The following is a 20,185-nucleotide window of genomic DNA, read 5'->3' as shown; positions in this document are numbered from 1 at the left end:
GTCAGCTGTTGGGCAAGCCGGCTGCCGAGCAAGTCGGGCGTTGGCGAATTATCAATCCCTAAAATGCTATGTTTTCGCGAAAGCCGGGATCAATTCCGGTCCGTTATCATCGCGCTTCTGGGCAATGGGGAGCCATATCATGTCTTTGCGTATATTGCTGGGGATCGCCCTGGCCGCGGCGGGCGGCACGGCCCAAGCCTCGTCGCTGATCTTTCCCGGCGCGCCGGCCTCGACGCCCTCCGTCCTCCTGCTGCAGGCAGCGGCCGCTGACAAGGCGAGCGATGGGCAATCGGTCGTGGCGCTCGGCGAGCCCGACGTCACCTACGAAAAGGTGGCGGCGATCCCCCACGCGCCCGCAGCCCGGCACGGGTTCACGCAGAGCCCGATGATCATTCGTGGCGGCGTCGCCGGCGGTGCTTTCTCGACACCGGCCTCTGGCCAGGCACCAGCCGCAGCCGCCGTCCCTGCCACAGCGACGGCTTCCGCAGCCCCTGCGGCGGGCGAACAACAGAAGAAAACCACCCCCGCGGCAGCCGCCCCGGCACCGGTGGCACAAGAGCCCGCTCCCGGGGTCGGCCAGGTCAAGTAATGCCTTGCGTGGATAACAGATCGCCAGCAGCCGGCTGGATTGACGGCGGTCCGGCGCCAGGCGCACCATTGCCGGGCAAGCCCGTTCCGGCATCACTCGCGGCCTGCGCTGCCGCCTGGATTTTCGCCAGCGGCTCGGCAGACGAGATATGGTTTGGATAAGGGGGGTTGACCATGAATACACTGAGAAACGTTGCCATAGCGGGACTTCTTCTGGCGTCGTTGCCGGGAACGGCCAATGCCGATGAGATGCTGGGATCCTATGTGGCGCGTATTTCCGATCGCGATCACCAGGCAAGTGATGGCTATGCGCTGGACGGCGCGGCGCAGATGGTGCGGCAGGACCGCGCCAACTGGCACAAATTCCATCGCCGCGACAGCGATGATGAGGGTGACGGCTGGTTCAGGACCAACGACCAGCGCGCCGATCTGCAGCGCATGCTGGAACGTCCCCGCGCCATGAGCGGCTCGACCAGGCGCGCCATCGTCAATGGCGAACCGCTGATCCAGGTCGACGTCTTCGAAAACAGCGTGCGCGTCAGTATCCTCGAGAACTGACCGTATCCGGCAACGCTGAAAAAAAGGGCGGCGCGTCAGCACCGCCCTCTCTTCCGGCAAAGCCGGATTGAAATCTCAGGCGGCGACGTCCTTGTCGTCGTCTTCGGACTCACCTTCCTCGGACTCGTCGTCCTCGGACTTGTCGTCGTCTTCATCCTCATCGTCACCCGAGAGAGTGGCGGCTTCGGCGTCGTGGGACTCTTCGCCTTCATCTTCGCCTTCATCTTCGCCTTCATCGTCGTCTTCATCGCCGTCCTCGTCGTCGTCAGACTGATCGGCGGCTTCGACCACCGCAGCGGCGGCATGGTCGAGGTTGGTTTCGGAAGCGGATTCAAGCGCCTCGGCGGGGGCCGAGGTTTCTTCTTCTGTCACTTCGATTTCGTGATCGGAATTCATGGAAGCCTCCGTGGTTGGGGAAGTGGGGTCGGGGAACATGTCCCTTTTGCCACGGAGAGATCATCGCCATATGACTGTAAGCCGGCTCGAACGGCTCGCCGGAAGATATTTTTCTTGGGCCCCTACGGCCTGTTTTGCCCGAGCATGATCTTGTCCGAAAACCGGTTCCCACTTTCCGGGATCATGCTTTTCAACCAGCAATCTTCGAGAAATCCGCGACCTGACCGGTGGCGGCGCGGATGCGGCCGAGCAGCGCCAGGCGGTTGGCGCGCACCGCCTGGTCCTCATCATTCACGAGAACACGTTCAAAGAATGAATCAACCGGTTCGCGCAATGCGCTAAGCGCCAGCAGGGCGCCGGAAAAGTCATCATTTTGAATCGCTTCGCCGGCTTGCCTCTCGGCCCGGTTCACCGCCGCAAACAGCGATTTCTCGGCATCCTCGCGGAACAGCGCCGGCTCGACGGTGTCGGCGACCGCCGTTTTCTTCTTCTCCTCGGCAGCCAGGATGTTGGCCGCGCGCTTGGTGCCGGCGAGCAGGTTCTTGCCATCCTCGGTGTCGAGGAAGGACCCCAGCGCCTCGACGCGGCGCACGATTTGCAGGAGATCGTCATTGGACGATTGGCCGATCTCCCCCCTTGTGGGGGAGATGCCCGGCAGGGCAGAGGGGGGCGTCTCGTGCTGAGGGGTCGGCGGGACAGCGCCCCCCTCTGTCGGCTTCGCCGACATCTCCCCCACAAGGGGGGAGATTGGGCGCGAATCCGCCGACAGCACCGCGTCGATCAAGTCGTGTCGCGCACCTTGTTCACGCAGATAGACTTTCAGGCGGTCGTGGAAGAAGGCGAGAAGGTCTCGGTCCTTAGACCTTCCGTCGCCGACAACCGCTTGTGCGGTCGCATAGTCGCCGCCCGACTTGGTTTGCTCTTCAACGTGCCTTCGCTCGATTTGGCCTTCGATGATTTTTCGATGTTCTCCTATGATCGAAAGAAGGCTTACCGGCGTCTCACTATCCAACACCAATCTCACCACACCCAGCGCAGCCCTCCTCAGCGCATAGGGATCCTTCGACCCTGTCGGCTTTTCATCGATGGCCCAGAAGCCGACCAGCGTGTCGAGCTTGTCGGCAAGCGCGACAGCGACCGACACCGGATCGCCCGGCACATAGTCGGACGGGCCTTGCGGCTTGTAATGCTCCTCGATGGCGGCGGCCACTGACGGATGCTCGCCCTGGAGCAGTGCGTATTTGCGGCCCATGGCGCCCTGCAGCTCGGGAAACTCGCCAACGACTTCGGTCGTCAAATCGGCCTTTGCCAAAACAGCGGCGCGACTTGCGAGCGCGGCAATCTCCCCCCTTGAGGGGGAGATGTCGCCGAAGGCGACAGAGGGGGTCGGCACGACGGGGCGCGACGCTCCATCTCTAACGGAAGAGGCCGGCGCTTCACGCGAGACGACCCCCTCTGGCCTGCCCGTCCTCCGCAGCTGCAGCGCAGCTGCTGCGGAGGGTGGACCGGCCATCTCCCCCTCAAGGGGGGAGATCGACTGCGCCACGATCGGCGCCAATTCTCCAGCCAGCCGCTTGATCCGCTCCACGCGCTCGCCTTGCGTGCCGAGCTTGGCGTGGAAGGTCACATTGAGATGGTCGAGGCGGGCCATGCGCTGGTCGAGCGGTTTTTTCAGATCGAGCCCGAACTTTTCAGCCGATGGCTTGAGCTCACCAAGGTCAGGCAAATCGCCCTGGTCGGTCGTCCAGAAATACAGTGCGTCGGACAGGCGGGCGCGCACCACCTTGCCGTTGCCGTAGGCGATCTCCTTGCCGCCATCCTTGGCCTCGACGTTGGCTGTGAGGATAAAGCGGTTGGAAAGCTGGCTGATCTCCCCCCTCGAGGGGGAGATGGCCGGTAGGCCAGAGGGGGTCGGTTCGACCGGGCTCGGCGCAGATGGCGCCAGCGCTTCACGCGAGGCGCCCCCCTCTGTCGGCTTCGCCGACATCTCCCCCTCAAGGGGGGAGATCAGGCGCGATGTCACGAAACATTTCTGGTTGGCGCGGATGGTCAGCCGGATCACCTCGGCCGGAATGGCGAGGAAATCCTGCTCGAACTCGCCCATCAACACCACCGGCCATTCCACCAAGCCGGACACTTCCTCCAGCAGCCCCTCGTCCTCGACCAGGTCGAGTCCGTTGGCGAAGGCCAGGTTTCGCGCATCGGCAAGGATGATCTGCTTGCGCCGGTCGGCGTCGAGCACAACCTTCGCCGCTTCCAGTTTGCTCACATAATCGTCGAAGCGGCGCACCGTAATGGCACCCGGCGCATGGAAGCGATGGCCATAGGTGATGTTGCCCGACCGAATTCCGTCGATCTCGAAATCGACCACCACCGGCTCCTCGGTTTCCGGCCCGAAGGTGCACAGGATGGATTGCAGCGGCCGTACCCAGCGTAGCGAGCCGGGCCTAGCCGAGGCCGGTCCCCAGCGCATCGACTTCGGCCAGGGGAAATTGCGGATGATATCAGGCACCAGCTCGGCGATGATTTCCTCGGCCGCCCTGCCCCGCTTCGAAATATGGGCGACATAGAAGTCGCCCTTCTTGGGGTCCGAATGGACGTGCGCCTCGGCGACCGACGAAAGCCCGGCCTTGCGCAGGAAACCCTGGACAGCCTGGTCCGGCGCCGTCGTCGAGGGCCCCTTGATCTCCTCGCTTACATCCTTCGAGCGCGCGGTGAGGCCCCTGATATCAAGGGTCAGGCGCCTCGGCGTCCAGTACTCGCGCGCCGCCTCATAGGTCAGCCCAGCCTCGACCAGACCGTCGGCCAGCATCTTCCTCAGATCGCCCGCCGCCTTGCGCTGCATGCGGGCAGGGATTTCCTCGGAGCGGAGTTCTAAAAGCAGGTCGGGCATGCGTAGCTCCTCACCCTCCCCTCGATGGGGAGGGTCGGCGCGTTAGCGCCGGGGTGGGGTGGCGGCGTCTCGGTCTCAAGCGCCGTCGGCGTCTCGTAGGCCAAGGTGTGATTTTCGTTCTTCCACCGCCGCATAGATCGTATCGAGCACGGAATCCAGTTCGTTTTTGATTTCATGGTTCCGGAAGCGGATGACGCGATAACCCTGGTTCTCAAACCATTTTGTTCGAAGCTCGTCATGGCGCTGTTGGTCGTCGAAACCATGGTGGGCGCCGTCGACTTCGACAATCAGCTTCAGCCGATGTGAGATGAAGTCGGGGAAGTAAATACCGATCGACGCCTGTTTGCGGAAATGCGTGCCCTCGACGGGTATGCGCCAGAGATGCCGCCACAATATGCGCTCCTCATCGGTCATTGCCGCACGCAGCCGTTGTGCGGACTGCAACTTGAACCGATCGAGTTTCGGCATGGGAAATCGCGCTATCACCCCCACCCACCGCTTCGCGGCGACCTCCCCCATCAAGGGGGAGGTAAAGAGGCCATAGCAACTCGGTTGGCCGCTGTCACCCTTTCCAGAAATTTTAGCCCTCTTGTCGGGGCGGGACGATCCCGCTCGTCCTTGGATCAAAGATTTCCATGAACCGAACGCAGCGCTGGAGCGACCCACGCTCAGGCAGGGAACTATTGGCTGAAAACCATGAAAACGGCATCGAGACTTCTGCAGATCCTCGCGCTCAGCGCCTGCTTCACCGCGCAGGCCCACGGCGCCTTCTCGATGCCGGGCGTGCGACAGGCATTGCGTACAATGGCTGGTCCCAGCGGCATTCTATCGCCGATCAACACTTCCCTCGAATTGATGACGGAGGGTGCCTGAACTCAGGCCGCCAGCCCGCCGGCCCGCGTCAGCAAAAACGCCTCGCCGCAGGCTTTCGCCAGATTGCGCACCCGCAAGATGTAGCTCTGCCGCTCGGTGACCGAGATCACGCCGCGCGCGTCGAGCAGGTTGAAGACATGGCTGGCTTTGATGCACTGGTCATAGGCCGGGAAGACCATGCGGTGCATCGGCGAATTGTCGTTCGACGCCGGCGCGCCGGCATCGAGCAGCGCCTTGCATTCGGCCTCGGCGTCCTCGAAATGGCGCAGCAGCATTGCCGTGTTGGCGTGTTCGAAATTGTGGCGCGAATATTCCTGCTCGGCTTGCAGGAAAACGTCCCCATAGGTGACCTTGTCGGCGCCCTCGCGGCCATTGAAATTGAGGTCGTAGACATTGTCGACGCCCTGCACGTACATGGCCAGGCGCTCAAGCCCGTAGGTCAGCTCGCCCGCCACCGGCGCGCATTCGATGCCGCAGACCTGCTGAAAGTAGGTGAACTGCGAGACTTCCATGCCGTCGCACCAGCATTCCCAGCCAAGCCCCCAGGCGCCCAGCGTCGGGCTTTCCCAATCGTCCTCGACGAAGCGGATGTCGTGCAGCAGCGGATCGACGCCGATCGCCGCCAGCGAGCCGAGATAGAGCTCCTGCAGGTTAGGCGGGTTCGGTTTCAGGATCACCTGGTATTGGTAATAATGCTGCAGCCGGTTCGGGTTCTCGCCATAGCGGCCGTCCTTGGGACGGCGCGAAGGCTGGACATAGGCGGCGTTCCAGCGCTTTGGCCCGAGCGCACGCAAGGTCGTTGCCGGGTGAAACGTGCCGGCGCCGACCTCCATGTCGTAGGGTTGCAGGATGACGCAACCATAGTCGGCCCAGTAATTGTGCAAGGTCAGGATCAGCCCCTGAAACGAGCGGCTGGGATGCATATGGGCGGGAATTTCAATCGTCACGGCAGCCTCCGGCAGGATGCGGCACCTCGTAGATGCCCGGCCGGCAACCGTCAAGGCAAAGGGGTCAGGCCCTTGCAGGGGCAATCGCTTCAGATTTGCGCCGCCCCCTCATCGAGGGGCGGCGCTAGCTTCGACAATTCGTTCGTGAATCGATTGCCCGTCAGCCCTTCGGGGCGGGCACCGGTTCGGGCTTGACCTTCGGGCTTTCCTGCGCCGTGTTGGATACGATCGGCGGCAGGCCCTTCATCAGCTTCTGCTGCAAGGCGGCGAGCACGCCGGGATCGGGTTTCAGGTCACGCGCCTGGTTCCACTGAAAGGTTGCCTCCAGCTTGCGGCCGACGCGCCAGTAGGCATCGCCGAGATGGTCGTTCAGAACCGGATCCTCCGGCTTCAACGACACGGCGCGTTGCAACTCACGGACCGCGTCATCGAACCTGCCTAGCCGGAAATAGGCCCAGCCCAGGGAATCGACGATGTAGCCGTCGCTCGGCCTGAGATCGACGGCCTTCTGGATCATCGCCAGGCCTTCCTTGAGGTTCATATTCATGTCGACCCAGGAATAGCCGAGATAGTTCAGCACCTGCGGCTGGTCAGGCTGCAGCTCCAGCGCCTTGCGGAAATTCGGCTCGGCCTTGGGCCATTCCTTAAGGCGCTCATAGGCGATGCCGCGCTGATAGAAGATGTTCCAGTTGGCGGCGGTCGGTGTCTTCAGCGCCTCGACAGCCTTGTCGTAGAGATTGGCAGCCGAGCGGAAATCGTCCTTCGACGAATAGACCCCGCCGAGCGCCAGATAGGCGCGCATATCGTTCGGATGGGCGTCGATGAAGGCCTTCAGATGGGTGATGGCCTCATCGTGGCGGTCGAGATCGGCAAGGTTGAGGCCAAGCTGGAGGTCAGACAGCTGCTTCAGCGGCGAAGAGTCGGGGATGCGCCGGTAGAGCGCAATGGCGCCCTCGCCGTCCTTCAACTGTTCGGAGACGGCGGCGAGTTGCACGAGGGCCGCGTCGCTGTCGGGCTTGAGCGCCAGCGCGTATTGCAGGTAGAGACGGACGAACGGCTCGCCGCCGCCGCGGTTGAGCGCGGTGGCAAGGTCAAGCAGTATCTCCGACGCGCCATCCGACGGGCCCGCAATGAGGGGCTCGATCTTGTCGCCCTTGCTGATCCTGTCGCGCAAGGCGACGATTTCCAGCTTGCCCGGCGAAAACGCCTCGGCCTGATCGAGCACCGATATCGCCTTTGCCTTGTCGCCCTTGCGGGCCAGGAAGGAGGCATAGGCCTGCGCGTTGCGCATCCAGGTCTCGGGGGCCGCACCGCCGGCCGCCGTATCCTGCATCGTCGCGGCGTAGATCGCGTCGGCCTTTTCAGGCATGCCAGAGGCATCGGCGATCAGCGCGCGATGGAAGGACTTGAACAGGCCGAACCAATCGGGTCCCTGAAGCTTGTCGATCGAGGCCATCGCATCGCTAGGCTGGCCAGCACCTTGCTCGGCCCAGCCGGACATGACCCCGGAGATCAGCCGGTCGAGATCGGATTCCAGCGACAGCTTGAGCCAGTATTGCGCCTTGGTGAAATCCTTCTTGTGGAAGGAATCGACCGCGAGCGCCAGGCGCGAGAAGCGCTCGACATCGGGAACTTCCTTGAGCTTGTCGGCATAGACCAGGGACTCGTCGAAGCGGCCTTGCGCGATCAGCGACAGCATCAGGCTCTGCTGCAGGGCGGTGTCGCCCGGATTGAAGGCCAGGGCCTGTTTGTAGTAGGCGATGGCGCCGTCGAGATCGTTGTCGCCTTCGGCGATCCGGGCCGCCAGATAGGCGCCCGAGAACGAGGTAATCTTGACCGGTTCGCTGGTTTGCTTGGCATAGGCCGGCAGAGCCGAGATCGCCATGCCTGTCACAATTGCCAGCCTTGCCAGCCAGCGTGCACGTCCTTGCTGCATCATATCCCTTTCAGCCGCGCGCCATCTCCGCGTCAGCGGGATCGACGTAGACTCGAACTTTACTCGATCTTCGGGGCAAAGCATGGCCTTTTTGGGGTCGGGCTTCAATCCGCTTCCAATTCACAATCGGGGCACCCGATTAACAAAACATGGTGGAAGGATCGTTTTCGCCTTCGAGGCTGGACTTGGGCGCTGCGCGGAGCCCGGACATGCAGGGATGTCAGCGCCAATGTCAGCGCTTGCCCGGCAAAGCCGACCGCCGTACCCGGATATCGCGATACCCATCAGCCGCGACCGTGCCGCACAGCGCGTTCCATTCGCAGCCGTCACAGGCCTTGCGCACGAGGCCGGCCGAAAACGCCTCGCGCATCCGCGCCAAGGTTGCCGCATCGAGATCGAGGCGGTCGCCGATCCGGGTTGGCCGGGCCAGCAGATCCCCCAGGTCTGCCGCTGCCTGCCGGTCCCGCTCGGCCGCGCTTTCACGCAGGCAGTGCGGTTCCGGATCGTCGAGCAATGGGGCACAGACGTCGTCGGGCCCGGAAACGAGGAGGATGTCCTCGCCCAGGCTCAGGCGCTTCGCGATCCCGTCATAATTGGCGGTGAAAGCGGGGCTGTATCCCTTGCCCACATAGGTGAGCAGGCAAAGGAGGTGATGGGCGCGCAGCCTGATCGTCATTCGCGGCTATTCTTACGGCCTGAGATCGGTCGGCTCCGGCCTGTAGCCTGAAAACAGCTTCAGGGTCGCCACGCCGAGCGCCGACTTCAGCAAGCCGCCGAGCAGAAAAGGCAAGAAGCCGAAGGTGATGGCCTGTTCGGTGCCGATCATGACGGCGAGCCAGATCGTGCCGAGGACCAGGCAGGCAAGATTGCCCAGCAGCATGGCGGCGAAGGCAAGCACCACCCTGTTGCCGTTCCAGCCGCGTTCGGCCAGCCAGCCGACAAGCGCGCCGACGACCGGAAAGGCGAAGAGATAACCGCCTGTCGGGCCGACGAAATGCGACAAACCGGCTGCCCCTCCGGCCAGGACCGGAAAGCCCACCGCGCCTTCGACCAGCCAGGCGGCGATGGTGACCGCGCCAAGCCGCCAGCCATAGAGCGCACCGATCAATGTCACGGCAAAGGTCTGCATGGTCACCGGGACCGGCACCATCGGCACCTCGATGTAGGACGACAGTGCCAGAAACAGCGTGCCGAGCACGACGGCTCCGACCTGCCAGCCGAGCGCGCGATCCTGGAGCCTGAGCGGGCTGAAAGAGGCCTTGCGGGACGAGAATGCGATGTTTGCCATTGGATTCCTTCGATCGATCTGAATTATAGATAATTTCTGACTTCGATCTATTATCGAATCCACAATTCTTCGGAGATAGCAAGCCTTCGCTGTGCAAAGGCCAATCCAACGCTGTTCGTCAGGCAGGTCCGGACGGCCGTCTCGCATTTTTGCCGGAGTTGCTCTAACCCACGATCGCGAACGCTTCCCGCGTGGTCCCGGAGGCTGTCTTGACCGGTTTGCGGCCAATCCATTGGACATGCCGCCCCAGCGTCACCGCCGCCGATTCGGTGTTTCCCTGCCGCAAGGCGGCCAGGATCGCCCGGTGGTCCTGGTCGGTGCGCACCTCCCATTCCGAGCGCCACGCCGCGAACAGGAAGCGTGCGCTCGCGGCGTGGAGATCGTCTATGGTGGCAAGCAGGCGCGGCATGCCGCATGGCGCCAGGATCAAGCGATGAAAGGCGCGATTGGCGTCTTCCCAAGACCTGACGTCGCGGGATTTGTCGCCGGCCTTGGTCGCCTCCTCGGCCTGGTCGAGAATGGCCGCCGTCAAATGCGGCGCGGCATGGCGCAATGCCAGCACTTCGAGCGCGGCCCGCATTTCGGCGACTTCCTTGACCTCGCCCAGATCGAAAGCCGCGACGCGCACGCCACGGCGCGGCTCGCTGACGGCAAGGCCTTGCGCCTCGAGCCGGCGGAAGGCCTCGCGCACGGGCACATGGCTGGTGTTGAACTCCTCGGCGACATGATCCTGCCGAAGCCGAGCGCCCGGTTCGATCGCGCCCGAGATGATGCGGTCCGCCAATGCCTTGCTGATGCGCACCGCGATGGTGTCGTCCGTGCCCTTTGCCATGTTTTATAGATAATTTGCGGCGGGGCGTCTTGTCGAGATGGTGGGACCGGCTTTCACAACTGCTTTAAAGCGGCGCCGCAAGTCAAGGGCGCTCTGCCAGTCTTGCGTCCAGCGCCTGCATGGCGACGGTGACGAGATGGTGAAGGCGCTTCTTCGGCACGCCGTCACGCTCCTGCACGGAAAGGCCGTGCAGGAGCGTGCATCGTCATCAGCCCTGCTCGCCGCGATGGTATTGCCTGGAAAAGCGAAGTAGCCGGAGCCCGGATGAGACGGCTTCAGTTCACCCGGCTGATGCAGAAATCGATGACGTCGATCAGCGCCGATTTCTGCGGCGTCGCTTCCAGCGGCGCCAGCGCGTCGCGGGCGATCTCGCCGAAATGGCGGGCGCGGCCGATCGTATCGGCGATGGCGCCGTGGCGGGTCATCAGGCCGATCGCATTTTCCAGGCCGGCGTCGTCGGTGACATTGTCCTCGATGGCGCGCTTCCAGAAGGTGCGCTCGGCCTTGGTGCCGCGCCGGTAGGCGAGAATGACCGGCAAGGTCACCTTGCCCTCGCGGAAATCGTCACCGACATTCTTGCCCAGATCCTTGCTGGTGCCGCCATAATCCAGCGCATCGTCGATGAGCTGGAAGGCAAGCCCGAGATTCATGCCGTAGGAGCGCAGCGCCGCACGGTCGTTGCGGGTCGCCTGGGCGATGACGGGGCCGACTTCGGCGGCGGCCGAAAACAGCGCCGCGGTTTTGGCCTTGATGACGGCGAAATGCTCGTCCTCGGTGGTTTCGAGGTTCTTGGCGGCCGCAAGCTGCATGACCTCGCCCTCGGCGATGATCGAGGCCGCACTCGACAGGATATCGAGCGCTTCGAGCGAGCCGACATCGACCATCATGCGGAAGGCCTGGCCGAGCAGGAAATCGCCGACCAGCACGCTCGCCTGGTTGCCCCAGATCATGCGGGCGGTCTTCTTGCCGCGCCGCATGCCGCTCTCGTCGACGACGTCGTCGTGAAGCAACGTTGCGGTGTGCATGAATTCGACCGAGGTGGCGAGCTTGACATGGCCCTCGCCGGCATAACCGAACATCTGGGCTGCGGCGAGCGTCAGCATCGGCCGCAGCCGTTTGCCGCCGGACGAGATCAGGTGATTGGCGACCTCCGGGATCATCTCGACGTCGGAGCCAGCCTTGGACAGGATCAATTCGTTGACACGCCCCATATCGGCCGCCGTCAGGTCGATCAGATCCTTGATGGACGCGGGTTCCCGCTTCCCGTTTTCGATGTTGAGAACGACACCCACGACAAACTCTCCCGTCTTGATATAACGCGTGCGACGGCACCCTTGATCCCGCATGGACTCTAGGGCGGCGGACATAGCCACGGCAAGAGGCGAATTAGCGCGGCGATGACGACAGCGTGCCGACCGGCGCCAAGGAAGTTCTTCTTCGCCAGGCAAATCCGCCTGCCCGTTTACAGAAGTGCTGCAAACTGAGAGTTTCGCCCGATGATAGAGCTCATTCGCACCAACGACGCGGTCATCATCTCCTTTGTCGAATCGCTGATGCGCGATGCCGGCATCGGCTGCTTCGTCGCCGACCAGAACATGAGCGTGCTCGACGGTTCGCTCGGGATCCTGCCGCGGCGCGTCATGGTCGACGCCGACCAGGCCGACGCGGCGCGGCGCATCCTGACCGATGCCGGCATCGCCAACGAGATCCGCGGAAAATAATGTCAGCCGCGCCAGCCGCCCTTGTTTCGGACACGCCGGCCCACACGGTCGACGCTTTTCATCGCGGCCGGTTCTGGCTCGTGCAGCCCAAGCAGGGCGGCCATCGCGCCGGCATGGATGCGATGATGCTGGCGGCGGCCGTGCCATCCGCGTTTGGCGGGCGCCTCGCCGATTTCGGCGCCGGAGCCGGGGCCGCCGGGCTTGCGGTGCTGTCTCGCTGCCCGGCCGCCGAGGCCGTGCTCGTCGAGCGCGCGCCGGAAATGGCACGTTTCGCGGCCGCCACCCTTGCCCATCCCGGCAACGCGCATCTCAGCGACCGCGCCTCCGTTCTGATCGCCGACGTCACGGTGTCGGGCCGGGCGCGCGCGGCGGCCGGTCTCGCCGACAATGATTTCGATTTCGTCATCATGAACCCGCCTTTCAACGCCGCCCGGGACCGCGCCACACCAGACCGGCTGAGAAAGGAAGCGCATGTGATGGAGGACGGGCTGTTCGAGAGCTGGATCCGCAGTGCGGCGGCCGTGGTCAGGCCGCGCGGCGGGCTTGCCGTCATCGCGCGACCCGACCAGCTCGGCGCCATTCTCGGCGCGCTTGCCGGCCGCTTCGGCGATGCCGAGATGCTCGCCGTCCACCCGCGCCCCGATGCGGCGGCGATCCGCATCATCGTGCGGGCGGCGCTCGGCGCGCGCGGGAAACTCGCCATCCGCCCGCCCCTGATGCTGCATGCGCGCTCCGGCAACGGTCCGGACGAGCGCAGCGAAATGATCGCCAACGGTCTCGCCTCGCTGTTCGGAGACTGAGCTATTGTCGCCGGCCACATTGCCGTTGGCCGGGGAATTCCTACATGCCTGCAACCCACCGGCCGGAGACCTCGCCATCGTGAAGCGCTTTTTCAACCGCCTGCTGCCTAAATCCTGGCGTTCCAGCGTCGTCACCATTCCGGTCATGCGGCTGCACGGCACCATCATGGCCGGTGGCGGCCAGTTCCGGCCGACGCTGTCGCTTGCCTCTACCGCCGGCCTCATCGAAAAGGCTTTTTCCTTCGACGCGCCGGCGGTCGCCATATCGATCAATTCGCCCGGCGGCTCGCCGGTGCAGTCGCGGTTGATCTTCAAGCGCATCCGCGACCTGGCGACGGAAAAGAACAAGAAGGTTCTGGTCTTCGTCGAGGACGTCGCGGCATCGGGCGGCTACATGATCGCGGTCGCCGGCGACGAAATCTTCGCCGATCCGTCCTCCATCGTCGGCTCGATCGGCGTGGTCTCGGCCTCGTTCGGTTTCCCCGAACTGATGAAGAAGATCGGCGTCGAGCGCCGAGTCCACACCGCCGGCCAGAACAAGGCGGTGCTCGACCCGTTCAAGCCCGAGAAGAAGGAAGACGTCGAACGGCTGAAGGCGCTGCAGCTCGAGGTCCACGAAACCTTCATCGACCTGGTCAAGGAGCGGCGCGGCACGAAGCTGAAGGATGATCCGGACCTGTTCACCGGCCTGTTCTGGACCGCCAAGAGAGGCCTGGAGCTCGGCCTGGTCGACGCGCTCGGCGACATGCGCACGGTGCTGAAGACAAGGTTCGGGGAGAAGACCCAACTCAAGCTGATCACCGCGCCGCGCGGTTTCCTCAGCCGCTTCGGCCTGTTCGGGTCGAGCCAGGGCTTTTCGGCGCCCGACATCGCCGCCGCCGCGGCCAGCGGCATCATCGATGCGGCGGAAGAGCGCGCGCTGTGGGCTCGGTTCGGGCTTTGAAAACCATGCAAAACCGTCTAGCATGAGCGCTTGAAATCGTAGGCATGTCGTTTCCCCAAAGCCGAAACCGCTTTGGGTGACATGCATCAACCGACCCGACCGGCCGCCTTCGCCGGCCTAGCGTGGGAGGAGTTTCGACATGCCGCAGATCATTTTCTTCACCGTCGTTGGCGTCGCCGCCTATTTCGGCTACCGCACTTTCATCCGGGAAGCCGAGCGCGTGACCGCCAAGGTGCGGCGCACTGAAAAGCAGGCGGCGAACGGCGCGATGGGTACGCTGGTCAAGGACCCGAAGACCGGCGAATACCGGCTGGCCAAGGACTGAGCATCATTCCGCAGACGACTGACGCCGTGGACACCGATATCGGTTCGCGCATCTGGCCAGCGCACGCCAAGATCAATCTAGCGCTGCATGTCACGGGCAGGCGCCCCGACGGCTATCACCTGATCGAAAGCCTGGCGGTGTTCACGCGTTTCGGCGACCGGGTCGAGATCGCGCTTGCCGACGGCGACGATTTCACCGTTTCCGGCCGCTACGCGCCGACGGTTCCTCTCGACGCCGCCAACCTCGTGCTCCAGGCGCGCGACGCCCTGCGAAAACAGGCTGGACCAGAGAGAACGCCGCCGGTTTCGATCAAGCTCGAAAAGAACCTGCCGGTTGCCTCCGGCGTCGGCGGCGGGTCGAGCGACGCGGCGGCGGTGCTGCGCGGGCTGGCCGAGACATGGGGCCTGGACATCGATGACGCCGCGCTGGCGCGGATCGGCCTCTCGCTTGGCGCCGATGTGCCGATGTGCCTGGCGGCAAAGCCGCTGGTCGCGCGCGGCATTGGCGACGAGCTGTCCATCGTGCCGGATTTTTCGGCGTTGGGGCTGGTGCTGGTCAATCCCGGCACTCCTGTCTCGACGGCCGAAATATTCAACGCGCTGTCGCGGCGCGACAATGAGGGCCTGCCGCCGCTGCCGGGCCGCATCGATTTTCACAGCCTGCGCAACTGGCTGGAGATCACCCGCAATGATCTTGAACCGGCAGCTCTTGCGCTACAGCCCGCCATAGGCAGGGCGCTTTCATGGCTGAACAAGGCTGGATCGGGTTTTTCGCGAATGTCGGGGTCGGGCGCGACATGCTTCGGCCTGTTCGAGACCGGCAACGTCGCCAAACGCGCGGCCGCCGAGATCCGCGCCCGCCAGCCCGACTGGTTCGTCGCGGCGACGCGCAGCATCGCATCGGAGGGCGCTGATGGCCAGAACTGACGAAAGCCGTTCCTTCATCCCCGTGCGCATCGCGGTGCTGACCGTTTCGGACACACGCAGCCTCGCCGACGACAAATCCGGCCAGACGCTGGCTGACCGCATCACCGAGGCCGGCCACATCCTGGCCGCCCGCGATATCGTCACCGACGACCGCGAGAACATCCGCGACAAGGTGCTCGACTGGTCGAAGGACTCGGCGATCGATGTCGTCATCACCACCGGCGGCACCGGCTTCACCGGCCGCGACGTGACGCCGGAGGCACTGGAGCCGATCTTCGAAAAGCGCATGGACGGCTTTTCGGAAGTGTTCCACCGCATCTCCTACGACAAGATCGGCACCTCGACGATCCAGAGCCGGGCGACCGGCGGCGTCGTCAACGCCACCTTCGTCTTCGTGCTGCCGGGCTCGCCCGGGGCCTGCAAGGACGCCTGGGACGGCATATTGAAGGCGCAGCTCGACTACCGCCATATGCCCTGCAACTTCGTCGAGATCATGCCGCGCCTGGACGAGCATCTGCGGCGCGGCAAATCGGCTCCGTAGCTGCCGTCCTGCGTCCCCGGACGCAAGGTTTCAGCGGATGACCGGCTCGCCGTGAAAGCGCCGGCGCGAGGGGCGCGAAACACCGAAGCCGACTTCCATCATCAGCCGCGGCGTGCGCGCCGGCACGGTGCCCATGTGGAAGCCGAACGGATCCTCGACGAAGCCCAGCCCAGCCTCGCCGGTCAGCGTCACCGGGCTCTCGTCGCCATAGACGTTCAGCACATCCTCGGCTGGATGGCCGACGAGAAGCGTCAGCTGGTGCTTGAGGCTGCGGCGCCTGTGGCTGCCCCTGACGTAGACATGCGGACCGGTGCCGGCATCGACAGGCATCAGGTAGAAGAAGAACTTCAGCATCCGCCAATCGTCGAGATCGAAATGATATTTGCCGAGCGAGGCAAGGTTCTTGTCGGCGTCCGAGGCCGCGCCGGTCGGAAAGCTCCACCAGACGCGCGTCGTGATCAGTTTCGCCTGGCCGCCGAGATAATGCGCGGCGATGTCGAGAAGCAGCGGATCGCGCTGTATGGCGAGTGCCGCCTGGCAGTCGAGGACACGCTCGAAATAATGCCCGCTGAGCAGCGGCCGCCCATAACGCTTTTCGGCTTCGGCATGCTCGTCCGGCATGAACTCGATACGGCGGTCGAAATTGCCGAAGCAAGGCGTGCGTCGGGCAAAATTCGCGATCTCCTGATGGATTTCCGGCGGCAGGACCAAGCCTGAAAACAGCCCGTCGGAGCGCAGCGCATCGACCGCCGCCTCGCGCTCGACGCCTGCGAACATCGTATCCCCCGCATTGTCGGCCGGACGGGCGCGTTTCGCGCCCAGCCAGTGCATCCGCCGCCCGGGCATGGTGCGGGCCAGGACGAACATCGGCAGCCAGGCGGGATTTTCGCGTAAATCCTTCAGGTAAGTCGGAATGCGCACGGCGATACGGCGCAGCAGGCTGCCATTGCGCGCAATTGCCTCGAGACTGGCGGCGCCGGAGTTGTCGGGGGGTGAAAGGTTCATTGGGTCCTCGGTTATGAGAGCGGCACCGACGCTGCATCGGTGCCCACCGCTCGGCATGACCCAAACCCAATTCGCCCACCTGACGGGGACGCTAATCTCACGTCAGATTTTGTGCAATGCACAACAGAGTGTGCAGTTGCAAAAAATCACTTCCGCGCGCCCTGTTTGGGTGGCGCCACCCAGATCTCGGCGTCGAGCCGCTTCGTCGCTAGGCCGCGCGCCAGCGCCTCGGCGCCGGCGGCATTCTTCGACAGCGAGGCTGCCTGCCGCTTGCTGATCACCAGTCCGTCGGCCAGGGCCCGGTTTCCGGAAAAGACCCGGGCCAGGAACGGCATGCGGCTGCCGCGCGCCCGCGAGAACCGCGCCGCCATGGTTTGCCTGGCGGTGTGGGCGACGACAGCGTCGATCCAGCCCTCCACCAGCCGCGCGCCGGGCTCCAGGATGAGCAGCCAGTCGCCTTTGGCCTGTCGGATGCCGGCAGCGATGCCGCCGCTGGCCACGTAGTGGCAGCCGGCATGCTCGGCGACGCGATGCGTCTGGTCGGTGGAGCCGGCATCGCAGACGACGACCTCGCGCACCACGCCCTCCACCGCACCGCCGATCAGCGAAGCGAGCGTGCGGGCGAGAGCCTCCTCGTCATTGCGGGTTTCGATGAGAACACTGAGCATCGCTAGCCGAATAGCGGAAAGCCGTTCCGGGCGCCAGTTTTTGCCACGCAGCATAAAAAAGTTCTTGCTTTGTTCTTTTTGCTGAGATAGGATTATTTTCATGAACAGAGCAATCCGGCACAACATGGACAGTCCCTGGGAGCGGGCGAAGATGGAACAGATCGTGCGCGCCGACATCGCGGCTTTCGGAGCAGGAAGAGCCGAGATGGCCAACGCGATGATCGAACAGAGCGGCGTGCGTATCCGTCCCGACCGCAACCGCGGCCGGTCGGCAGGCATCAATCCGACCGGGCGGTTCGAGCCGGTCAGCCGGCATGTCTTCGACGATGGCTGGAATTCGCTGGAGGAATTGCCGCCGTTCAAGACCGAGGTGCAGGTCGAGAAGCCGCGCACCATCATCACCCGCAACGAATCGCCCGACATTTCCTTCGATCGCTCGATCAATCCCTATCGCGGCTGCGAGCATGGCTGCGTCTATTGCTTCGCGCGGCCGACGCACTCCTTCATGGGCCTGTCGCCTGGCCTCGATTTCGAATCCAAGCTGTTCGCCAAGCCGGATGCCGCAAGGCTGCTCGACAAGGAATTGTCGAAGGACGGTTACCAGCCGCGCACCATCGCCATCGGCACCAACACCGACCCCTACCAGCCGATCGAGAAGCAATACCGGATCATGCGCGAGATCCTCGAAGTGCTGGAGGCGCGCGGACATCCGGTCGGCATCGTCACCAAATCAGCACTGGTGACGCGCGACATCGACATCCTGTCGCGCATGGCCGAACGGGGGCTCGCCAAGGTGGCGCTGTCGGTGACGACGCTCGACCGCATGCTGGCGCGCACCATGGAACCGCGCGCGTCGACGCCGACCAAGCGGCTGGAGGCGATCCGGCAGCTTTCGGATGCCGGCATTCCGGCTTCGGTGATGGTGGCGCCGATCATCCCTGGCCTGACCGATCAGGAGATGGAGCGCATCCTCGATTCGGCGTGTGCCGCCGGCGCGCGCGAGGCGGGTTATGTCGTGCTGCGCCTGCCGCTGGAGGTCAGCCCGATCTTCAAGGACTGGCTGCTGCGCCATTATCCGGACCGCTACCGTCACGTGATGTCGCTGATACGCTCGATGCGCGATGGCAAGGACTACGATTCGGAATGGGGCAAGCGCATGAAGGGCGCCGGTCCCTATGCCTGGCAGATCGGCCGGCGCTTCGAGATCACCGCCAAGCGGCTCGGCCTCAATGCCGAGCGGCGCACGCTCAGGACCGACCAGTTCGTCGCGGCCGGAAAGGACCAGGAGCAGCTGATGCTGCTCTAAACTTGCCTTTCGCTTGTTGAATCCCGTCCGGCCTGCCCCGGCCTGCAGACGGTGCCCTCCCGGTCCGGCGCCCCACCCGACCCGGAGGGACTTGCGGAGAATCGGAGCCGATGCGAACCTCGCCGCAACATGGCTCGCGCGCGTTCTGATTCTCCGCCTCTCTTCGAAATCGTCGAGAAACCCGATTTCTCCTTCGAGACGAAGGCGATGGCCGAAGGCCTGTGGCCGGTGGCCGGGATGGACGAGGCCGGCCGTGGCCCGCTCGCCGGGCCGGTGGTCGCTGCGGCGGTGGTGCTCGACCCCGCCAACATCCCCGAAGGCCTAGACGATTCCAAGCGGCTCAGCCATTTGCAGCGCGAGGCGCTGTTCCTGCGCATTCTCGGTTCCGCGCAGGGTGTTTCGATGGCGTCGATCAGCGCCGAGGGCATCGACGGCAGCAATATACTGAAGGCCAGCGTGGAGGCGATGCGCCGCGCCCTGGTCGGCTTGTCGGTTCAGCCGAAGCTCGCGCTCGCCGATGGCCGCGACGTGCCGCCCGGATTGCCTTGCGCCGGACGCGCGCTGATCAAGGGCGATCAGCGCTCGCAGTCGATCGCGGCCGCCTCCATCGTCGCCAAGGTGATGCGCGACCGCATGATGTGCGGCTGCGGCAATCATCACGACCGCTACGGTTTCGAGGCCCACATGGGTTACGCCACCGTCCGGCATCGCACGGCGATCGAAGCACACGGGCCGGTCGCCCGGCTGCACCGCGTATCGTTCGCGCCCTTCAGGCTCGGCGGGACGGAAGTGGTGGAAGAAGAGAGTTTCGACGGGCTCGATTGAGCTGTTGGGCTCGACTGCGTCACAAAGAGATTGGCGAAGCGGCGATGACAGCCGATCTCCCCCCTCGTGGGGGAGATGGCCGGTCCACCCTCCGTAGCTGCAGCGCAGCTGCTGCGGAGGACGGGCAGGCCAGAGGGGGTCGCCGCGCGTGAAGCGCCGACATCCTTTTTTGCCGGATAAGAGGTTGCGCCTGGACGTACCGACCCCCTCTGTCGCCTTCGGCGACATCTCCCCCTCGAGGGGGGAGATCATCCCAGCCGAAATAAAAAAAGCCGCCAGGTTTCCCGGGCGGCCTTTTCAATTCCTGACGCGATCGGCTCAGTTGAGCTTTGCCTTCACGTCCGCGAGCGAAGCCTTGAACAACTCCGCTCCGGCCTTGGCGTCGATCTTGCCGGCGAGCAGCGTGCGTGCCGCTTCGACGGCGATGTCGACGGCGCTGGCGCGCACTTCGCCGATCGCCTCGCGCTCGGCCTGACCGATCTTCTGCTCGGCAAGCGCGGTGCGCCTGGCGACGTAGTCCTCGGTCTTCTTGTGCGCTTCGGCAGCGAGCAGTTCGGCCTCGCGCTTGGCGGCCGCGACAATGTCGGCGGCCTCCTGTTCGGCTTCCTTGCGCTTGCGCTGGTAATGCCCGAGCAGTTGCTGGGCCTCTTCACGCAGCTTGCGCGCTTCGTCGAGTTCGTTGCTGATCCTGGCGGCGCGGGCATCGAGCGCCTTCGCGATCATGCGGGGCACCTTGATGTAGACGGCGACGCCCAGGAAGATGACCAGGGCAATCGTTGCCCAGAGCGTTGCTAGAGATGTGGCGTCCATGATG

General features: G+C 64.3%; 22 protein-coding genes. 10 read left to right on the top strand and 12 right to left on the bottom strand.

Annotation, left to right across the window (positions count from 1 at the left end):
• Window positions 1-139: 139 nt before the first annotated feature.
• Entirely contained in the window at window positions 140-589 is a 450-nt protein-coding gene (locus NKI49_RS11285; RefSeq protein WP_352598734.1) for a hypothetical protein, read from the top strand.
• Window positions 590-762: 173 nt separating this feature from the next.
• A complete protein-coding gene (locus NKI49_RS11280; protein ID WP_352598735.1) occupies window positions 763-1,146 on the top strand; it encodes a hypothetical protein in 384 nt (127 codons plus the stop codon).
• A gap of 75 nt (window positions 1,147-1,221) precedes the next feature.
• Here the strand turns inward: NKI49_RS11280 and NKI49_RS11275 are convergent, their stop codons facing one another.
• The 9 genes from NKI49_RS11275 to NKI49_RS11235 form a co-directional block, all read right to left on the bottom strand.
• Complete coding sequence (locus NKI49_RS11275; protein ID WP_352598736.1) at window positions 1,222-1,542, bottom strand: ATPase; 321 nt, start codon at window positions 1,540-1,542, stop codon at window positions 1,222-1,224.
• Between the two features lie 190 nt (window positions 1,543-1,732).
• Window positions 1,733-4,435 (bottom strand): glycine--tRNA ligase subunit beta, encoded by a 2,703-nt coding sequence (locus NKI49_RS11270; RefSeq protein WP_352598737.1) that lies wholly within the window; start codon window positions 4,433-4,435, stop codon window positions 1,733-1,735.
• Window positions 4,436-4,510: 75 nt separating this feature from the next.
• On the bottom strand, window positions 4,511-5,197 hold the full coding sequence (locus NKI49_RS11265) for an endonuclease domain-containing protein (protein ID WP_352695631.1): 687 nt from the start codon (window positions 5,195-5,197) through the stop codon (window positions 4,511-4,513).
• Window positions 5,198-5,310: 113 nt separating this feature from the next.
• A complete protein-coding gene (locus NKI49_RS11260) occupies window positions 5,311-6,231 on the bottom strand; it encodes a glycine--tRNA ligase subunit alpha (RefSeq protein ID WP_196807013.1) in 921 nt (306 codons plus the stop codon).
• Window positions 6,232-6,415: 184 nt separating this feature from the next.
• Window positions 6,416-8,191 carry a tetratricopeptide repeat protein gene (locus tag NKI49_RS11255; protein WP_352598931.1) on the bottom strand — a complete coding sequence of 592 codons (1,776 nt, stop codon included), beginning with the start codon at window positions 8,189-8,191 and terminating at the stop codon, window positions 6,416-6,418.
• A gap of 232 nt (window positions 8,192-8,423) precedes the next feature.
• Window positions 8,424-8,867 carry a DUF1284 domain-containing protein gene (locus tag NKI49_RS11250; RefSeq protein ID WP_352598740.1) on the bottom strand — a complete coding sequence of 148 codons (444 nt, stop codon included), beginning with the start codon at window positions 8,865-8,867 and terminating at the stop codon, window positions 8,424-8,426.
• Between the two features lie 12 nt (window positions 8,868-8,879).
• On the bottom strand, window positions 8,880-9,479 hold the full coding sequence (locus NKI49_RS11245; protein WP_352598741.1) for a biotin transporter BioY: 600 nt from the start codon (window positions 9,477-9,479) through the stop codon (window positions 8,880-8,882).
• 163 nt (window positions 9,480-9,642) lie between these two features.
• Window positions 9,643-10,311 carry a GntR family transcriptional regulator gene (locus tag NKI49_RS11240; protein WP_352598742.1) on the bottom strand — a complete coding sequence of 223 codons (669 nt, stop codon included), beginning with the start codon at window positions 10,309-10,311 and terminating at the stop codon, window positions 9,643-9,645.
• 275 nt (window positions 10,312-10,586) lie between these two features.
• A complete protein-coding gene (locus NKI49_RS11235) occupies window positions 10,587-11,603 on the bottom strand; it encodes a polyprenyl synthetase family protein (RefSeq protein ID WP_027022997.1) in 1,017 nt (338 codons plus the stop codon).
• A 204-nt stretch (window positions 11,604-11,807) separates the two neighbouring features.
• On the opposite strand from NKI49_RS11235, the gene NKI49_RS11230 reads away from it, so the two are divergent.
• The 6 genes from NKI49_RS11230 (at window position 11,808) to moaB (ending at window position 15,567) form a co-directional block, all read left to right on the top strand.
• Window positions 11,808-12,032, top strand: coding sequence for a putative signal transducing protein (locus NKI49_RS11230; protein WP_015318845.1), 225 nt, complete (start codon window positions 11,808-11,810; stop codon window positions 12,030-12,032).
• Window positions 12,032-12,832 carry a tRNA1(Val) (adenine(37)-N6)-methyltransferase gene (locus NKI49_RS11225; RefSeq protein ID WP_352598743.1) on the top strand — a complete coding sequence of 267 codons (801 nt, stop codon included), beginning with the start codon at window positions 12,032-12,034 and terminating at the stop codon, window positions 12,830-12,832. The genes NKI49_RS11230 and NKI49_RS11225 overlap by 1 nt, the downstream gene beginning before the upstream one ends.
• Before the next feature lie 79 nt (window positions 12,833-12,911).
• Entirely contained in the window at window positions 12,912-13,775 is an 864-nt protein-coding gene (locus NKI49_RS11220) for a S49 family peptidase (protein ID WP_352598744.1), read from the top strand.
• A 139-nt stretch (window positions 13,776-13,914) separates the two neighbouring features.
• Window positions 13,915-14,100, top strand: a complete 186-nt coding sequence (locus NKI49_RS11215) for a membrane protein (RefSeq protein ID WP_027023000.1) — start codon at window positions 13,915-13,917, stop codon at window positions 14,098-14,100.
• A gap of 26 nt (window positions 14,101-14,126) precedes the next feature.
• Window positions 14,127-15,026, top strand: coding sequence for a 4-(cytidine 5'-diphospho)-2-C-methyl-D-erythritol kinase (locus tag NKI49_RS11210; RefSeq protein ID WP_352598745.1), 900 nt, complete (start codon window positions 14,127-14,129; stop codon window positions 15,024-15,026).
• Entirely contained in the window at window positions 15,013-15,567 is a 555-nt protein-coding gene (moaB, locus tag NKI49_RS11205; protein ID WP_352598746.1) for a molybdenum cofactor biosynthesis protein B, read from the top strand. Before NKI49_RS11210 ends, moaB begins: the two co-directional genes overlap by 14 nt.
• A 30-nt stretch (window positions 15,568-15,597) precedes the next feature.
• Here the strand turns inward: moaB and NKI49_RS11200 are convergent, their stop codons facing one another.
• The gene (locus tag NKI49_RS11200; protein WP_352598747.1) at window positions 15,598-16,572 is read right to left on the bottom strand and encodes a hypothetical protein; all 975 of its coding nucleotides are present in this window, start codon (window positions 16,570-16,572) and stop codon (window positions 15,598-15,600) included.
• Between the two features lie 146 nt (window positions 16,573-16,718).
• Window positions 16,719-17,240, bottom strand: a complete 522-nt coding sequence (locus NKI49_RS11195) for a glycosyltransferase (protein ID WP_352598933.1) — start codon at window positions 17,238-17,240, stop codon at window positions 16,719-16,721.
• Window positions 17,241-17,391: 151 nt separating this feature from the next.
• Between NKI49_RS11195 and NKI49_RS11190 the strand changes: the two genes are divergently transcribed.
• Window positions 17,392-18,546 carry a PA0069 family radical SAM protein gene (locus NKI49_RS11190; RefSeq protein WP_352598748.1) on the top strand — a complete coding sequence of 385 codons (1,155 nt, stop codon included), beginning with the start codon at window positions 17,392-17,394 and terminating at the stop codon, window positions 18,544-18,546.
• A 129-nt stretch (window positions 18,547-18,675) separates the two neighbouring features.
• Window positions 18,676-19,371 (top strand): ribonuclease HII, encoded by a 696-nt coding sequence (gene rnhB, locus NKI49_RS11185; protein WP_352598749.1) that lies wholly within the window; start codon window positions 18,676-18,678, stop codon window positions 19,369-19,371.
• A 318-nt stretch (window positions 19,372-19,689) separates the two neighbouring features.
• Here the strand turns inward: rnhB and NKI49_RS11180 are convergent, their stop codons facing one another.
• A complete protein-coding gene (locus tag NKI49_RS11180; RefSeq protein WP_027023007.1) occupies window positions 19,690-20,181 on the bottom strand; it encodes a F0F1 ATP synthase subunit B in 492 nt (163 codons plus the stop codon).
• Between the last annotated feature and the right edge of the window lie 4 nt (window positions 20,182-20,185).

The organism is Mesorhizobium sp. M0587, assembly GCF_040320945.1.
Lineage (GTDB): Bacteria > Pseudomonadota > Alphaproteobacteria > Rhizobiales > Rhizobiaceae > Mesorhizobium.
This window is presented reverse-complemented; position numbering and strand designations above follow the sequence as displayed.

What these genes read in the sequence shown, in the direction of transcription:
- NKI49_RS11285 (WP_352598734.1), top strand. Translation starts at nt 140, where the DNA reads ATGTCTTTGCGTATATTGCTGGGGATCGCCCTGGCCGCGGCGGGCGGC.
- NKI49_RS11280 (WP_352598735.1), top strand. Translation starts at nt 763, where the DNA reads ATGAATACACTGAGAAACGTTGCCATAGCGGGACTTCTTCTGGCGTCG.
- NKI49_RS11275 (WP_352598736.1), bottom strand. Translation starts at nt 1,542, where the DNA reads ATGAATTCCGATCACGAAATCGAAGTGACAGAAGAAGAAACCTCGGCC.
- NKI49_RS11270 (WP_352598737.1), bottom strand. Translation starts at nt 4,435, where the DNA reads ATGCCCGACCTGCTTTTAGAACTCCGCTCCGAGGAAATCCCTGCCCGC.
- NKI49_RS11260 (WP_196807013.1), bottom strand. Translation starts at nt 6,231, where the DNA reads ATGCATCCCAGCCGCTCGTTTCAGGGGCTGATCCTGACCTTGCACAAT.
- NKI49_RS11255 (WP_352598931.1), bottom strand. Translation starts at nt 8,191, where the DNA reads ATGCAGCAAGGACGTGCACGCTGGCTGGCAAGGCTGGCAATTGTGACA.
- NKI49_RS11250 (WP_352598740.1), bottom strand. Translation starts at nt 8,867, where the DNA reads ATGACGATCAGGCTGCGCGCCCATCACCTCCTTTGCCTGCTCACCTAT.
- NKI49_RS11245 (WP_352598741.1), bottom strand. Translation starts at nt 9,479, where the DNA reads ATGGCAAACATCGCATTCTCGTCCCGCAAGGCCTCTTTCAGCCCGCTC.
- NKI49_RS11240 (WP_352598742.1), bottom strand. Translation starts at nt 10,311, where the DNA reads ATGGCAAAGGGCACGGACGACACCATCGCGGTGCGCATCAGCAAGGCA.
- NKI49_RS11230 (WP_015318845.1), top strand. Translation starts at nt 11,808, where the DNA reads ATGATAGAGCTCATTCGCACCAACGACGCGGTCATCATCTCCTTTGTC.
- NKI49_RS11225 (WP_352598743.1), top strand. Translation starts at nt 12,032, where the DNA reads ATGTCAGCCGCGCCAGCCGCCCTTGTTTCGGACACGCCGGCCCACACG.
- NKI49_RS11215 (WP_027023000.1), top strand. Translation starts at nt 13,915, where the DNA reads ATGCCGCAGATCATTTTCTTCACCGTCGTTGGCGTCGCCGCCTATTTC.
- moaB (WP_352598746.1), top strand. Translation starts at nt 15,013, where the DNA reads ATGGCCAGAACTGACGAAAGCCGTTCCTTCATCCCCGTGCGCATCGCG.
- NKI49_RS11200 (WP_352598747.1), bottom strand. Translation starts at nt 16,572, where the DNA reads ATGAACCTTTCACCCCCCGACAACTCCGGCGCCGCCAGTCTCGAGGCA.
- NKI49_RS11195 (WP_352598933.1), bottom strand. Translation starts at nt 17,240, where the DNA reads ATGCTCAGTGTTCTCATCGAAACCCGCAATGACGAGGAGGCTCTCGCC.
- NKI49_RS11190 (WP_352598748.1), top strand. Translation starts at nt 17,392, where the DNA reads ATGGAACAGATCGTGCGCGCCGACATCGCGGCTTTCGGAGCAGGAAGA.
- rnhB (WP_352598749.1), top strand. Translation starts at nt 18,676, where the DNA reads ATGGCTCGCGCGCGTTCTGATTCTCCGCCTCTCTTCGAAATCGTCGAG.
- NKI49_RS11180 (WP_027023007.1), bottom strand. Translation starts at nt 20,181, where the DNA reads ATGGACGCCACATCTCTAGCAACGCTCTGGGCAACGATTGCCCTGGTC.